This is a genomic window from Flavobacterium okayamense (assembly GCF_019702945.1).
GTDB classification, from domain to species: Bacteria; Bacteroidota; Bacteroidia; order Flavobacteriales; family Flavobacteriaceae; genus Flavobacterium; species Flavobacterium okayamense.
Genome location: NZ_AP024749.1, coordinates 2,021,642 through 2,036,505, shown reverse-complemented (window position 1 = coordinate 2,036,505; position 14,864 = coordinate 2,021,642). Strand labels below are relative to the sequence as shown.

Genomic DNA, 14,864 nt, shown 5'->3' with positions numbered 1-14,864 from the left:
TCCTTTTAAACCTTTTTTACTATTTTTAGTCTTATTAGAAAACACAATAGTTAGTGCAAGAGGAAAAAGAGTTTATTGCAGAATTATTGAATCCTAAAACGCAACAGTCAGCTTTTAGGAAGTTACTACAATTGTATCAAAAACCGTTATATCATCATATTAGAAATATAGTTTTAAATCATGATGATGCTGATGATGTTTTACAAAATACTTTCATTAAAGTTTTTCAAAATTTAAATAATTTTAAAGGAGAAAGTAAATTGTTTTCATGGTTGTATCGAATTGCTACTAATGAAGCATTAACATTTTTAAATCAGAAAGCTAAAAAAAGTGGAATTTCAAATGAAGAATTACAACAAAAAACAATAATGAATTTAGAGAGTGATGTATATTTTAATGGTGATGAAATTCAATTAAAACTTCAAAAAGCTATAGCTTTGCTACCTGAAAAGCAACAATTGGTTTTTAAAATGAAATATTTCGAAGAATTAAAATATGAGGAAATATCAGAAATTGTAGAAACATCTGTTGGCGCTTTAAAAGCAAGCTATCATTTAGCTGTAAAAAAAATAGAAGAATATTTAAAAGCCAATTAAACCTTTTTATTAAAAACAAGTCTAATGAACATGAAAGAGTTTGATTTACATACAAATAGAATAAAATCGGGATTTGAAATTCCAGACAATTATTTCGAAAAGTTTGAAAATGAACTTATGGAAAAAGTTGCGACAAAAACTGAACCAAAAGTCGTTTCCTTATTTTATAGAAAACAAGTTTGGATTTCGGCAATAGCGGCTGTATTTGTAGCTTTGTTTGCAATTCCATTCTATTTTAACTCAGTTAATAGTTCTAATTTAGAAACTGCTACGTTAGAAAATTATTTAACTGCAGAATTTAATACTTACGATTTAGTAGATAAACTCACAGAAGAAGATATTGTGGCTTTAGAAGGTGAAGTTTCACTTAGTAACGAAGCTATCGAAGATTATTTATTAGAAACACAAAACCTAAACTATTATTTAAACGAATAAAAATGAAAAGATTACTTACAATTTTACTCCTTATTTCTGTTGTTTCAATTTCGTTTGGACAAGGTTATAAAGAAAAAAAAGAAAAGATTAAGGCTTTAAAAGTTGCGTATATAACTGAAAAATTAAGCCTTTCAACTGAAGAAGCACAAAAGTTTTGGCCAATATACAATACCTTTGATGAAAAGCAATTTGAAATTCGTCACAATAAACTACGTAAAGTGATGGATAAAATTGAAAATGGTGGTATTGAAAATATTTCTGAAAAAGAAGCACAATCTCTTATTTCCGAAATGGAAAGTAATGAAGATGAAATGCATCAGCTAAAGAAAAAGTTTATTCAAGATTTACAAAAAGTACTTCCTGCTAAGAAAATTATTCTTCTTAAAAAGAGCGAAGACGAATTTAATCGTAAATTACTTAGAGAATTTAGAGAACGAAAAGGTAAATAAATAAAAATCCCGCAAAAGCGGGATTTTTTATTTAAACTCTAATTTTACAATTTTATTTTTTCCTGCTGCGTATGCAATAGAATCATTTTGAAAACGTAGCGTGAATAAATCTTTTGTATCGTTTAAAAGTTTCCAACTTTCTCCTCTATCGCTAGAATAATGAATTCCTGTTCCTCCTACGCATACTATTTCATTTCCATTGCTATTTGGTATAAATTGTATACACGAAGCATAACCAAATCCACTGCCTTCAGCAACTAAATTCCATGTTTTTCCTCCATCAGTTGTTATGGCTTTATTTTTAGAATTATTTTCTTGTTCTTCATAATTTCCACCAGCAATAATCCCGATATTTTCATCGTAAAAATCAGCCGTAAAAATCCCAGTCATTGCTTCTCCTTGTACTATTGGGGTTTCATAAACATTCCAGGTTTTTCCTTTATCATTACTTACAAAACATCTTGCTTTTTTTCCTCCAGAAACTAAGAAAATAGAATTGTCTTTTATAATTAAATTACTATTACTTGCGGCAAAAGCAGCTTCTCCTTCTATAACATTTGGCAAATTTTCGCATACAATTTTATTCCAACTATTCCCACCATCTTGTGTTAGAATTACATTTAAACAATTATCCACCGGATCACCCATCGCCATACCAAATTCATTATTTAAAAAATTCATGCTATCAAAGAAAACTTTTTCATTAACTTCTTGGTAAACAGCTTTTACAATTTTTCTATCAGGCGAAATTCTATATAATAAAGCTGGATTCGCGACACTCAATAAAAAAGTTCCATTATCTGTAGTTGCAATACTCCTAAATTCAGGAAAAATAGAATCGTTTTGAATTCTTCCTTTAAATATTTTTTCTTCAGAATTTAAATCAATCACTCCATATTTTCCATTATTTCCTGCAAACCATAATTCTTCTTTGTATAAAGAAATAGCTCTACAACTGATGGAATCTGAATAAATAGTTCTTAATTCTACCTTAGAAAAAATAGTTTTCTCATTCTTCTGATTACAAGAAACTAAAAATAAAAAGAAGGTAAACGATAAAAATATATACTTCATAAACTCTTTATTTATAAGACTTTTAAATGTTTTACGAATATACAAAAATTGTTTTGGCACAATAATTGGTTAACTAATTAAAAATGAATATTAATGAAATACCTATAACTATGAAAGCAAAATTTATAACTTCTATTTTAGGTGCAATTTTTATGGTAATTCCATCACTAGCGCAAGATAAAACTACAGTAAGAGCTAATAGTTCTGATATTAGTGACAACTTAGATTTACGTGCGGTTGCAACCATTTTTGGAGACAGTAAAGATTTAGAAGACTTTGAGCGTCGATTAAATGATCCTAAATCTCAAATCTCTAACCTTGACTTAAACAATGATAATTATGTAGATTATTTACGTGTAATTGAAACAATTGAAGGTAATGCGCACATAATTGTTATTCAAGCCGTTTTAGATAAAGACTTATACCAAGACATTGCATCTGTTGAAGTTGAAAAAGATGGTGATAATGTTGCAGTTCAAGTTGTAGGTGATGTATATATGTATGGTAACAACTATATTTATGAACCAGTATATGTTCACAGACCAATAATTTATACAACTTTTTGGGCTCCATATTACCGCCCTTATTATTCTGTTTGGTATTGGAATTATTATCCTTCATATTATTCATGTTGGAGACCTTTCCCAATTTTTAGATATAGAAATCATATCGCGATTCATATAAACTTTGGTATTTCATTTAACTATGTTAGCTATAGAAGATGTGGCGTAGCCTACAATGCGTACTACGGAAGAAGAGCTAATGGTTATGAAAGAAGATATCCTAATCGTTCATTTACACACAGAAATAGTGGTTATGCAAACCGACATGAATTAGATAGAAATAGAACAATTAGAACAAGAGTTCCTGGAAGTAGAGAACTTGCTTATAATTCTCCAAGAAGTTCATCTGTAACACCAAGATCTAATAATAGTTCTGTTAATCCTAGAACTTCAACGCCAAGAAGTTATAGTAATTCAAACCCAAGAAATTATAACGAGCCTAGAACTAACGGTAACTCTGGTGTAAAACCTAGAACTTACAGTAATAATACACCGAGAGGTAATTCAGATGTAAAACCTAGAACTCAAAACAATAATACGCCAAGAACCTACGAACCAAGAAACAATTCTCCACGCTCTACTTCTACTCCAAACAGAAATTATTCGGAGCCAAGAAGAAGTAACAATGGGACTTTTAATTCTAGTGGAAACAGAGGTAGTAATTCTACATCCAGATCAAATAGTAGTGGAAGTCGCTCCTCTAATAGAGGTGGAAACTCTGGAAGAAGTGGAAGAGTTTAAGGATAAAAAAAGAGCTGAAATTCAGCTCTTTTTTTATTTATAATTTATTCAAATATTTTAAAACATTTTCTTCTATTCTTTTTTGAATATTCGAAACATCTGCTTTATTAAATTTTTCTCCTAGAATATTTTCATAAAGTTCAATATATCTATCCGAAACTGTCGAAATATACTCGTTAGTCATATCGGGAATTTGTTGACCTTCTTTGCCTTGAAATCCGTTTGCAATTAACCATTGACGTACGAACTCTTTAGAAAGTTGCTTTTGAGCTTCTCCTCTATCTTGTCTTTCTTGATAACCATCAGCATAAAAATAACGAGAAGAATCTGGTGTATGAATTTCATCAATTAAAACAATTTTTCCATCTTTAGTTTTTCCAAATTCATATTTGGTATCAACTAAAATCAACCCTCTTGAAGCTGCTATTTCTGTACCTCTCTGAAACAAAGCTCTAGTATATTGTTCTAAAACTTCATAATCTTCTTTAGATACAATCCCTTTTGCTAAAATGTCTTCACGAGAAATATCTTCATCATGTTCACCATTATCAGCTTTAGTTGATGGGGTTATAATAGGCGTAGGAAATTTATCGTTTTCCTTCATTCCGTCTGGTAAAGTTACACCGCAAAGTAATCTTTTTCCTGCATTATATTCTCTTGCAGCGTGACCTGAAAGATAACCTCTAATTACCATTTCAACTTTAAAAGGTTGGCAAAGGTGTCCAACAGCAACATTTGGGTCTGGAGTTGCTATTAACCAATTTGGAACTATATCTTCCGTTAATTGCATAAATTTTGTAGCAATTTGATTTAAGATTTGTCCTTTAAATGGAATTCCTTTTGGCATTACAACATCAAAAGCTGAAAGTCTATCAGTTGCAATCATAACTAAAAGTTCGTCGTTTATATTATAAACTTCACGTACTTTCCCTTTATAAACAGATTTTTGACCCGGAAAGTTAAACTGAGTCGAAGTAATTGTATTCATTAATTGTGTGTTGTTAAGTGTGCAAATTTAGTTGGTTTACATATCTTAAACAATACATATATAAAAAAAGGAGAAATAATATTCTCCTTTTCCATTTTTCATTTTACTTAAATCTAATATTGTAAGTAACTCCGATACCTACACTTTGAACATCAACATCGTTTTCAGCAAAGGTATTTTGAAAATATCCATAAATATTCCAATCCCTATTATGGTAACCAATTTGCGGATTTACATAAAGTCCACCTGAATTATTTTCTACATTAGTTAAAAATCCATAACCTAAATCAGAGCCAAAAAACAACCCTTTAGGCTGAAAATAATATCGAACAAATCCCGCTAAAGGAACAACACCAAAAGATTCAAAATCATCTTTCTCAAAATAATGGTTATAACCAGAAGCGACACCAATTGCAAAACTAGGAGTTACTAAATATTGTCCTCTAAAATCAACACCTAGATTGAATGCTGAAACATCGCTAGCATCTCCTACAGGTACACCAGCTGTTACACCTAATTTTAACCATGAGTTACTTGGCTTAATATCAATTTCTTCAAATTCCTGAGCGAATAATGGACTAGCAATGATTAATCCAAAAACTAAAAATAACTTTTTCATAATTTTTCATTTTTTGTTACAAGACAAATTTCTGAAGGATTTAGAAAAATTTACTTACAATATTTTTTAAAAGAATTATACAATTATCATTTCAAAATAAAAAAACCTGTCGAACTATATCCAACAGGTTGCTTTAGGTTAATATTTTCATTTGATTTTTTTATTCCATTACTAAATTATTTTCTTTTACTCTTCTTGAAGCCATCGGTGTTTCCTTTACAGGGATTGGTCCGTAAGGCAAACGTAATCCAACGTGTGTAGATGTTATATTTCCATTTTCATCTACATCATTAGCTCTATTTGCAACAATATGCCACGAAAATTTTGTATTACTTGTGCCTTGAGCTAATTCTTTAACTTTAAAACCATCTTTTGATTTTTCTGTTACAAAGACTCCATTACAATCACCTTCTAATTGAATGAAAACCTTTAAAGGGTGTTCTTCATCAATATAAAGAGACTCCTTTAAAATCTCATCAATTTCTACATAAATTTCTCCATTAATTAATTGTGATGTCCCATAATCTTCAAACAAAATCTCAGGTGCTTCAGGTGAAAATAAAATTCTTGGTTTTCTTTCATTATCTAAAATTAATGTTGAATTAGTTCCATTTCCAATAACTTTAAAATTTGTTCCACCAGCACCTCCTGCATTGGCATTATACTTTATACCCACATAAGCATAAGATTGACCTGCTCCAACTCCTCCATTAAAATATCCTCCATATAAACTTCTTCTGTTTGCAAGAGCACCATCAGGAGATATATTATCAATTCCAGCAATTTTTGCAAATGCACTATTGTTCAAAGTAGCTGTATTATTATCTGAATCTAATGAAAAACCACCGCCACAATTAGAATAATGTGCAGCATTGCTTGGAGTTCCATAGGCGTTTGAACCATAAACCCCAACATATGGGCCAGAACCAGCAACACCAGCTCCTGTACTTGGATAAATTGAAAATCCACCACCAGCACCACCTAAAATTGCAGTACCTCCATTATTTACATTGGTTCCCCAAAAAGCATTTCCAACATTGTCGTTATTAGCTCCGTGTATGGCATCATTAAAATTCCCTGTATTGGTAACATATAACTTAGTGTAAATATCTCCATTGTTATTAATGGCAACATTTCCATCTGATCTTACAACTGCTCGTTGCAAATTGTTTGTTCTAAAAATTAAATTGGTATTATCTATAGTACCTAAGAAATTTACAGCAGGATTAGTCCCTGCATTTCCAAGTAAAGACCAGTCTCGACCTCCTCTTCCATCGAGTGCAACCCATTGAGAGCCGTCCCAAAAGTAATAACCTGGAGAAACGGTGTATGGCGCAGGACCATTAGTTGCAGTATTATAAACAAGTGTTCCTTCTGCTAATAAACCTCCTTGAGGATTAAAAACAGGTGGTGCAACATTTCTAGAAATAAGACCTATTCTAGGGAAAATTACACCATGATTTGTTGAAATTACGTCAAGTTCTCCCTCAGGTGAAATTGAACCAATTCCAACTTGTGCATTAATCGTAAAGCAACATAATACTGCTACAATTAGTAATACGTAAAGTTTTTTCATGATAGTAGATTTTTAAGTTCATAATTAAAATTTTAGGTTAATATGCATTAAAAGTAGTGAAATTATCTAAACAAATAATAGTAAATATGTTAAATAATTAACTTTACTTTAACTTTATTCTTAAATATCTATAATTTTTTTACTTAAAAACACGTTAAATTGCACAAAAAAACCGATTCGTTTGAATCGGCTTACTAATACATTTATGAAAATTTAATCTTGATTTTCTATACGCTTATAGGCATCAATAATTTTCTTAACTAATTTATGACGCACAACATCTTTATCATCAAGATAAATAATTCCTACACCTTCAACATCTTTTAAAACTAACAACGCTTCTTTTAGTCCAGAAATTGTTCTTCGGGGTAGGTCGACTTGACCTGGATCACCTGTAATCATGAATTTTGCATTTTTACCCATACGAGTTAAAAACATTTTCATTTGATTGTGAGTAGTATTTTGAGCTTCATCTAAAATTACAAAGGCATTATCAAGTGTTCGACCACGCATAAATGCTAAAGGTGCAATTTGAATAATTCCTTTAAAAATATAATCCTCTAATTTTTCTGGCGGAATCATATCTCGCAATGCATCATATAAAGGTTGCATATAAGGATCTAATTTTTCCTTCATATCACCCGGAAGAAATCCTAAATTTTCCCCTGCTTCTACGGCCGGTCTGGTTAAAATAATTCTTTTAACTTGTTTTTCCTTTAAAGCTTTTACAGCCATTGCAACTCCTGTATAGGTTTTACCTGTACCGGCTGGGCCAACAGCAAAAACCATATCATTTGACAAAACTAAATCAACCAATTTTTGTTGATTTGGAGTCATTGCTTTAATTAGCTTTCCTCCTAACCCATGCACTAAAATTTTATCTCTGTCGTGCATTTGTTCATGATTAGATTGTGCATCTCCTTCAAGTACTCTTAAAATGACATTTTCATCGATATTATTATAACGAGAAAAATGAAACATAAGACGACGAAATTTAGTCTCAAATTCATCTAAAATTTCTTCTTCACCATAAACCTTTACTGTAGCTCCTCTTGCAACAATTTTAAGCTTAGGATAATGTTTTTTTATTTCCTCTAGATGAATGTCTTGAGCTCCCCAAAAATCTTTTGGAGTAATGTCTGTTAATTCAATAATACGTTCGTTCAAAGGCTTCGAATTTTAATTTATAGTTCAAGTAAAATTATACTACTTCTTTGCGTTACCTATTTTGTGTATCGTCAATTTTACGTAGGTTTGTATTCAAATTTAGGAAAAACAAGCTTTCGTTTTAAAATAAGTTATAAACAAATTTATGTCAATAATTACGCTAACTACAGATTTTGGAATTAAAGACCACTTTGTGGGTGCTACCAAAGGAAAAATACTCTCAGAGTTTGTAGAAGCTACCATTATTGATATTTCACATGAAATAAATAAATTTAACACAATAGAAGCTAGTTACTCTATTAGTGCTGCTTATAATGCTTTTCCTAAAGGAACTGTTCACATCATTTCGGTGAACAGTGAACGATATACTAATGGACAACATCTAGCCATGGAATGGGATGGTCATTACTTTATTTGCGCCGATAATGGTATTCTTTCTGTTTTAACTCAAAAGAAAGTTCCTCAAAAAATTGTTTCTATAAGCATACATGACAGATTAAACAAAGAAGCTACAGATATTGATGTCTTTGTTGCTACTGCATGCCACATACTTAGAGGTGGACATTTAAATGTAATAGGTAAAGAAATTGAAGATATTAATATTTTGACTGAGTTAACTCCAAAAATTTCAGAAGACGGGAAAGTTATTAGAGGAAATATTATTTATGTAGATGATTTTGGAAACTGTGTTACCAATATTTCTAAAAAACAATTTGAAGATGTGGGTAGAGGAAGATCTTTTACAATTCCTTTTTCTTCCAGAAATAAAATTAATCGTATAAATAAGTTTTATGGGGACTTTTCAAATTTGAATGATATCAATGATGGAAAAGCACTTGCTGTTTTCAATGAAAATGGATTACTTGAAATAGCGATATATAAAAGCGATAATAAAAACGTAGGTTCTGCAAATAGTCTATTGGGACTTGGTTATAGAGATGCAATAACAATAAATTTTGAATAAAAATGTTTATTAGAATAGTTAAAATGCGTTTTCAAGAAGATAAAATTGAAGCATTTTTAGAGAATTTTGAACAAATAAAACATAAAATTCGTGGTTTCGAAGGTAACCAGTTTTTAGAATTATATCAAGATAAAAATGATAACCGTATCTTTTTTACGTATAGCTTTTGGGAAACAGAGGCTCATTTAGAAAAATATAGACATTCAGAATTATTCAATGAAGTTTGGACATACACCAAAGCAATGTTTAGTGACAAGCCTGAAGCTTGGAGTGTTGATAAAGTTGCTTCACTACCTTAACTGATTTTGTCACAACTAAAAAATAATCTATTTTTAAACCGAATTTAATACAGCGTAAATGAAAGCATTATTGCTACGTGAAATAAAATCCTTTTTTGGATCACCTATTGGCTATTTAGTTATAGCCATTTTTCTCATTTTAAACGGTTTGTTTTTATGGGTTTTTGATGGCGAATACAATATTTTAAATTCTGGATTTGCAGATATGAGTCCGTTTTTTAAAATCTCACCATGGATTTTGTTATTCTTAATTCCAACTGTAACAATGCGTAGTTTTTCTGATGAAAGAAAACAAGGAACCCTAGAATTATTATTCACTAAACCTTTATCGATTTGGGAAATTGCTAGCGGAAAATTCTTTGGCGCGTTTTTATTAATCGTTTTAGCGTTACTTCCAACTTTAGTATATGTTTGGGTTGTATGGATATTTGGTGCTCCAGAAGGAAATATAGATATGGGAAGCACATTAGGTTCATATTTTGGGTTATTATTTTTGGTTGCTTCCTATTGTGCTATTGGAATTTATACTTCTACATTATCAGAAAATCAAATTGTAGCTTTCATAATTGCCGTTTTTATTTGTTTCGTTTTCTATTTCGGTTTCGATGGAATTGCAAATCTTTTAAAACAAAACAATTCGTTATTAGCAAAATTTGGAATGGATTTTCATTTCAAAAGTATGAGTCGAGGTGTTCTTGATACAAGAGATATTATATATTTTGTATCGATAACTATTGCATTCTTATCGTTAACAGTTTATCAACTTAAAACTACTAAAGGAAAATGAGAAAGAATGCTTTAAAACAATTAGTAGTTACACTATTAGTAATAATAGGCTTAAACTTTGCTGGACAATATCTTTTTAAACGTTTCGATTTAACTCAAGACAAGCGTTATACTTTATCACCAACAACTTTAAATATCATAAAAAGTGTTGAAAGTCCTTTATATGTAGATGTTTTCTTAGACGGAAATTTTCCTCCTGAATTTAGAAGATTACAAGACGAAACACGTCAGCTTTTAGAAGAATTTTCGGCTTACAACTCAAATATTATTTTTCAATTTGTTAATCCAATTGAAAAAGAAGAAGAAACTTATGCGGTGATGAAAGAATTCACACAACGAGGACTTCAACCTTTAAATATTTCGGTAACCGATAAAGGTAAGCAGTCACAAGAAGTTGTTTTTCCTTGGGCTGTTGCAAATTATGGCGAAAAAGGTACTAAGGTAGCTTTATTAAAAAACCTTATGGGGGCTTCAACCGAACAAAAAGTAATTAGTTCGGTACAACATTTAGAATTTGCTTTTGCTGAAGCTTTATCAAAAATCACTACTCAAAAAGAGAAAAAAATAGCTATACTAAAAGGAAATGGTGAATTAGAGGACTATTATTTAGCTGATTTTTTACAAACAGTCAGAGAAAGTTATTTTATTGGTCCGTTTACATTAGATTCTGTTGCAAAACAACAACCAACAGAAACTTTAGAGGCATTAAAAAAATATGATTTAGCCATTATTGCAAAACCAACGGAGGCTTTTTCTGAAGAAGAAAAACAAGTGCTTGACCAATTCGTAATGAATGGAGGAAAAACGCTTTGGTTAGTTGATAATGCACCTTTAAATTTTGAAGATCTAAACAATGAAAATGGCTTGGCAGTTGCTCAATACAACGAGTTGAACTTAACAGATATGTTTTTTTCCTATGGTTTCCGCTTAAATCATCAAATTGTTAAAGATGAATATGGAACCCCTATTAAATTAGCAACAGGGCAATTAGGAAGTGAAACACAATATCAGCAGTATATGTGGAAATATTCTCCATTTATATATTCTGAAAACAACAATCATCCTATTGTAAAAAATATGGATGGCATTAAGTTTGAATTTACATCTCCAATCGAATTATTGAAAAACGATGTAAAGAAAACTGTTCTATTAACTAGTTCACCATATTCTAAACCTGTTGGACTTCCTACTCCAATTTCTCTTGAAATGGTAACAGAAGAAACTAGTGAAAGTGATTACAATGGCAGTGGTTTATTACCCGTTTCAATTTTATTGGAAGGTAAATTCAATTCCATGTATAAAAATCGAGTGTTGCCATTTAAAGAAAACGATTACAAAGAGATTAGTATTGAAAATAAAATGATTGTAGTTTCTGATGGAGATATTATTAAAAATCAGATGGAAAAAGGAGTTCCACTTGAATTAGGCTTTGATAAGTGGACAAATCAACTCTACGGAAATAAAGAATTTTTAATGAATTGTGTGAATTATCTACTTGATGATAACGGACTTATTAACATTCGTAGTAAAGATGTAGAAATTCCATTATTAGATAAAGAAAAAGTATATCAAAACTACAGTTGGGCTCAAATGATAACTATCGGATTACCAATTGTTATACTTTCAATTTTTGGTTTCTTGTTTACATACCTAAGAAAACGCATTTATAGCAAATAGATGTTAATAAATACTTTTTGCTATTGGAAATAATTAAAATATATTTGTAATTCTAAAATCATTAATAGATTTTAAATTTAAGTACACAAATGAAATTTATTGTATCAAGTTCGTATTTATTAAAACAACTACAAGTATTAGGTAGTGTTATTAACAGTAGTAATACTTTACCTATTTTGGATAATTTCTTATTTGAATTAGATAATACAAAACTTACGGTTTCAGCTTCTGATTTAGAAACGACTATGTCGGCTTCATTAGAAATTGATTCTACAAGTCAAGGAAGTGTTGCAGTTCCTGCTAAATTATTGTTAGATATTTTAAAAACATTTCCAGAACAACCTTTAACATTTACTGTTGAAGATAACAATACAATAGAAATCAGTTCAAATTCTGGTAAATATGCCATTGCTTATGCACCAGGAGATGAATTCCCTAAAGCAGTAGTTTTAGAAGACCCTTCTTCTACTCTTGTTCCTGCTGAAGTTTTAGCAACTGCTATTAGCAAAACTATTTTTGCTGCTGGAAATGACGATTTACGTCCGGTTATGAGTGGTGTATTTTTCCAGTTTTCACCAGAAGGATTAATTTTTGTAGCTACTGATGCACACAAATTAGTAAAATATGCACGTGCTGATGTAAAAGCATCTCAAGTTGCTGATTTTATTATGCCTAAGAAACCTTTAAACATTTTAAAAGGTATTTTAGGAGCTTCAGATGCTGAAGTTAAAATTGAATACAACGATTCTAATGCAACATTTTCTTTTGAAAACTATGTCTTAACTTGCCGTTTAATTGATGGAAAATATCCAAATTATGAAGCAGTTATTCCAAAAGAAAATCCAAATAAATTATTAATCAATAGAAATCAGTTTTTAAACTCGGTTCGTCGTGTGGCTATTTTTGCTAACAAAACAACGCATCAAATTCGTTTAAAAATTGCTGGAACTGAATTGAACATTTCTGCAGAAGATATTGATTACTCAAACAAAGCCGATGAGCGTTTAACTTGTGATTACCAAGGTGACGATATTCAAATTGGTTTTAACTCTCGTTTCTTAACAGAAATGTTGAGCAACTTAACCAGTGATGAAATTCAATTAGAAATGTCGATGCCAAACCGAGCTGGAATTTTAACTCCAGTTGATGGATTAGACGAAGGTGAGACTGTTACTATGCTTGTTATGCCTGTAATGTTGAGCAACTAATTATTAGTTTACAGTCGCAGTCTCAGTTTTCAGAATTTCTGTAAACTATTAACTGACCACTGTTTACTTAAGAACTATAACCAACCCTTAACCAAAAAACCGTAAGAACTGTAAAGTGATTGCGGTTTTTTATTTGCGTGAAGGATGGAAACGGTATCCTTTTTTGACATCTCGATATTTAACCGCAAACTAAATTTTGCTCCTCTTAATATCAAATGCTCGATGTGACAAAAAAGATAAAGTGGACAGCCTGACCCAATAAAATGAGGGCACGCCCAAAGTATAACTTTTGTATCTTTGCAAACGAATAAAACAAATCTTATGATTCCACAAGAAACTATTGTTGCTTTAGCTACGCCTTCGGGTGCTGGTGCCATTGCTATAATTCGTCTTTCCGGTAAAGACGCAGTTCGTATTGCTTCGCAAGTATTTCAATCGGTTTCTGGAAAAGATCTAAGTCAACAAAAAACACATACCATTCACTTAGGACATATTGTTGATGAAGGAAAAACGTATGACCAAGTTTTAGTTTCCATTTTTAAAGGTCCGAATTCGTATACGGGTGAAAATGTAGTTGAAATTTCGTGTCATGGATCTACTTTTATTCAGCAACAAATTATTCAATTATTACTTCGTAAAGGCGCTAAAATGGCAAAAGCTGGTGAATTTACTTTACGTGCCTTTTTAAACGGAAAATTAGATTTATCACAAGCCGAAGCGGTTGCCGATTTAATTGCCAGTGATAATGAAGCGAGTCACCAAATTGCGATGCAACAAATGCGTGGTGGTTTTAGTAACGAGATTGCTAAATTGCGTGAAGAGTTGTTGAATTTTGCTTCGTTAATTGAATTAGAACTCGACTTTAGTGAAGAAGACGTAGAATTTGCTGATAGAACCGCTTTTCATGAATTATTAAACCGTATTGAGTTTGTTTTAAAACGCTTAATAGATTCGTTTGCTGTGGGTAACGTGATTAAAAACGGAATTCCAGTAGCAATTGTAGGTGAACCAAATGTTGGTAAATCAACTCTATTAAATGCTTTATTAAACGAAGAAAGAGCTATTGTAAGTGATATTGCTGGAACAACTCGTGATACCATTGAAGACGAATTAGTCATTGATGGAATTGGTTTTCGATTTATAGACACTGCTGGGATTCGTGATACACAAGACCATGTGGAAAGCATTGGGATTAAAAAGACTTTTGAGAAGATTGAGCAAGCTCAAGTTGTTTTGTTTTTAGTAGATAGTTCCGATTTATATGCAACTAATCTTGAAAAGCTTAAAATTGAGATTGAAAAAATCAAGAATAAATATCCTCAAAAAGCTTTAACGATTATTGGAAATAAAGCAGATAAACTTACTGATGACGTTAAGCAACTAATTGAAAATGAAATTCAGAATATTTTATTTTTATCGGCTAAACAAAATATAGGTGTTGACGAATTGAAAAACACTTTACTATCGTTTGTGAATACAGGTGCTTTACGAAATAACGAAACAATTGTTACCAATACACGTCACTACGATTCTTTATTAAAAGCTTTAGAAGAAGTACAAAAAGTAAAATGGGAATTAGATGCTGGTATTTCTTCTGATTTAATGGCGATTGATATTCGTTCGGCTTTGTATTACTTTGGTGAAATAACAGGGGAAGTTACCAATGATGAATTGCTAGGCAATATTTTTGCTAATTTTTGTATTGGGAAATAATTTTAGTTT

Annotated in this window: 15 protein-coding genes; 10 read left to right on the top strand and 5 right to left on the bottom strand. The window is 30.9% G+C overall.

Going from position 1 to position 14,864, the window contains the following annotated elements; genetic code table 11:
- The first annotated feature begins 53 nt into the window (after nt 1-53).
- From KK2020170_RS09465 to KK2020170_RS09455, 3 genes are read left to right on the top strand one after another with little or no spacing between them, the layout of a single operon-like run.
- A complete protein-coding gene (locus tag KK2020170_RS09465) occupies nt 54-596 on the top strand; it encodes an RNA polymerase sigma factor (protein WP_221258094.1) in 543 nt (180 codons plus the stop codon).
- A gap of 24 nt (nt 597-620) precedes the next feature.
- A complete protein-coding gene (locus tag KK2020170_RS09460; protein ID WP_221258093.1) occupies nt 621-1,031 on the top strand; it encodes a hypothetical protein in 411 nt (136 codons plus the stop codon).
- A 2-nt stretch (nt 1,032-1,033) separates the two neighbouring features.
- Nucleotides 1,034-1,480, top strand: coding sequence for a sensor of ECF-type sigma factor (locus KK2020170_RS09455; RefSeq protein WP_255567307.1), 447 nt, complete (start codon nt 1,034-1,036; stop codon nt 1,478-1,480).
- A 27-nt stretch (nt 1,481-1,507) separates the two neighbouring features.
- Here KK2020170_RS09455 and KK2020170_RS09450 read toward each other — a convergent pair whose 3' ends face one another.
- Complete coding sequence (locus KK2020170_RS09450; protein WP_221258092.1) at nt 1,508-2,554, bottom strand: sialidase family protein; 1,047 nt, start codon at nt 2,552-2,554, stop codon at nt 1,508-1,510.
- A gap of 83 nt (nt 2,555-2,637) precedes the next feature.
- Between KK2020170_RS09450 and KK2020170_RS09445 the strand changes: the two genes are divergently transcribed.
- Complete coding sequence (locus tag KK2020170_RS09445) at nt 2,638-3,858, top strand: hypothetical protein (protein WP_255567306.1); 1,221 nt, start codon at nt 2,638-2,640, stop codon at nt 3,856-3,858.
- 37 nt (nt 3,859-3,895) lie between these two features.
- On the opposite strand, the gene KK2020170_RS09440 is transcribed toward KK2020170_RS09445, so the two are convergent.
- From KK2020170_RS09440 to KK2020170_RS09425, 4 genes are all read right to left on the bottom strand, one after another.
- Nucleotides 3,896-4,846, bottom strand: a complete 951-nt coding sequence (locus KK2020170_RS09440; RefSeq protein ID WP_221258091.1) for a phosphoribosylaminoimidazolesuccinocarboxamide synthase — start codon at nt 4,844-4,846, stop codon at nt 3,896-3,898.
- Between the two features lie 103 nt (nt 4,847-4,949).
- Nucleotides 4,950-5,465, bottom strand: coding sequence for a hypothetical protein (locus KK2020170_RS09435; protein WP_221258090.1), 516 nt, complete (start codon nt 5,463-5,465; stop codon nt 4,950-4,952).
- A gap of 160 nt (nt 5,466-5,625) precedes the next feature.
- Entirely contained in the window at nt 5,626-7,041 is a 1,416-nt protein-coding gene (locus tag KK2020170_RS09430; RefSeq protein WP_221258089.1) for a hypothetical protein, read from the bottom strand.
- Nucleotides 7,042-7,254: 213 nt separating this feature from the next.
- Nucleotides 7,255-8,208 (bottom strand): PhoH family protein, encoded by a 954-nt coding sequence (locus KK2020170_RS09425; RefSeq protein WP_221258088.1) that lies wholly within the window; start codon nt 8,206-8,208, stop codon nt 7,255-7,257.
- A 145-nt stretch (nt 8,209-8,353) separates the two neighbouring features.
- Here KK2020170_RS09425 and KK2020170_RS09420 point away from each other — a divergent pair, with 145 nt between their 5' ends.
- The 6 genes from KK2020170_RS09420 to mnmE all read left to right on the top strand — a co-directional run bounded on the left by KK2020170_RS09420 (nt 8,354) and on the right by mnmE (nt 14,855).
- Complete coding sequence (locus KK2020170_RS09420; RefSeq protein WP_221258087.1) at nt 8,354-9,172, top strand: SAM hydrolase/SAM-dependent halogenase family protein; 819 nt, start codon at nt 8,354-8,356, stop codon at nt 9,170-9,172.
- 2 nt (nt 9,173-9,174) lie between these two features.
- Complete coding sequence (locus tag KK2020170_RS09415) at nt 9,175-9,471, top strand: putative quinol monooxygenase (protein ID WP_221258086.1); 297 nt, start codon at nt 9,175-9,177, stop codon at nt 9,469-9,471.
- 58 nt (nt 9,472-9,529) lie between these two features.
- Nucleotides 9,530-10,258 carry a gliding motility-associated ABC transporter permease subunit GldF gene (gldF, locus tag KK2020170_RS09410; protein ID WP_221258085.1) on the top strand — a complete coding sequence of 243 codons (729 nt, stop codon included), beginning with the start codon at nt 9,530-9,532 and terminating at the stop codon, nt 10,256-10,258.
- The gene (gldG, locus tag KK2020170_RS09405; protein WP_221258084.1) at nt 10,255-11,934 is read left to right on the top strand and encodes a gliding motility-associated ABC transporter substrate-binding protein GldG; all 1,680 of its coding nucleotides are present in this window, start codon (nt 10,255-10,257) and stop codon (nt 11,932-11,934) included. The genes gldF and gldG overlap by 4 nt, the downstream gene beginning before the upstream one ends.
- An 89-nt stretch (nt 11,935-12,023) precedes the next feature.
- A complete protein-coding gene (gene dnaN / locus KK2020170_RS09400; RefSeq protein WP_221258083.1) occupies nt 12,024-13,142 on the top strand; it encodes a DNA polymerase III subunit beta in 1,119 nt (372 codons plus the stop codon).
- A gap of 321 nt (nt 13,143-13,463) precedes the next feature.
- Complete coding sequence (gene mnmE, locus KK2020170_RS09395; protein WP_221258082.1) at nt 13,464-14,855, top strand: tRNA uridine-5-carboxymethylaminomethyl(34) synthesis GTPase MnmE; 1,392 nt, start codon at nt 13,464-13,466, stop codon at nt 14,853-14,855.
- Nucleotides 14,856-14,864: the final 9 nt, after the last annotated feature.

Bases quoted from the DNA above. Each gene is read 5' to 3' on its own strand.
- KK2020170_RS09460 (WP_221258093.1), top strand. From the start codon at position 621: ATGAACATGAAAGAGTTTGATTTACATACAAATAGAATAAAATCGGGA.
- KK2020170_RS09455 (WP_255567307.1), top strand. From the start codon at position 1,034: ATGAAAAGATTACTTACAATTTTACTCCTTATTTCTGTTGTTTCAATT.
- KK2020170_RS09450 (WP_221258092.1), bottom strand. From the start codon at position 2,554: ATGAAGTATATATTTTTATCGTTTACCTTCTTTTTATTTTTAGTTTCT.
- KK2020170_RS09445 (WP_255567306.1), top strand. From the start codon at position 2,638: ATGAATATTAATGAAATACCTATAACTATGAAAGCAAAATTTATAACT.
- KK2020170_RS09440 (WP_221258091.1), bottom strand. From the start codon at position 4,846: ATGAATACAATTACTTCGACTCAGTTTAACTTTCCGGGTCAAAAATCT.
- KK2020170_RS09435 (WP_221258090.1), bottom strand. From the start codon at position 5,465: ATGAAAAAGTTATTTTTAGTTTTTGGATTAATCATTGCTAGTCCATTA.
- KK2020170_RS09430 (WP_221258089.1), bottom strand. From the start codon at position 7,041: ATGAAAAAACTTTACGTATTACTAATTGTAGCAGTATTATGTTGCTTT.
- KK2020170_RS09420 (WP_221258087.1), top strand. From the start codon at position 8,354: ATGTCAATAATTACGCTAACTACAGATTTTGGAATTAAAGACCACTTT.
- KK2020170_RS09415 (WP_221258086.1), top strand. From the start codon at position 9,175: ATGTTTATTAGAATAGTTAAAATGCGTTTTCAAGAAGATAAAATTGAA.
- gldF (WP_221258085.1), top strand. From the start codon at position 9,530: ATGAAAGCATTATTGCTACGTGAAATAAAATCCTTTTTTGGATCACCT.
- gldG (WP_221258084.1), top strand. From the start codon at position 10,255: ATGAGAAAGAATGCTTTAAAACAATTAGTAGTTACACTATTAGTAATA.
- dnaN (WP_221258083.1), top strand. From the start codon at position 12,024: ATGAAATTTATTGTATCAAGTTCGTATTTATTAAAACAACTACAAGTA.
- mnmE (WP_221258082.1), top strand. From the start codon at position 13,464: ATGATTCCACAAGAAACTATTGTTGCTTTAGCTACGCCTTCGGGTGCT.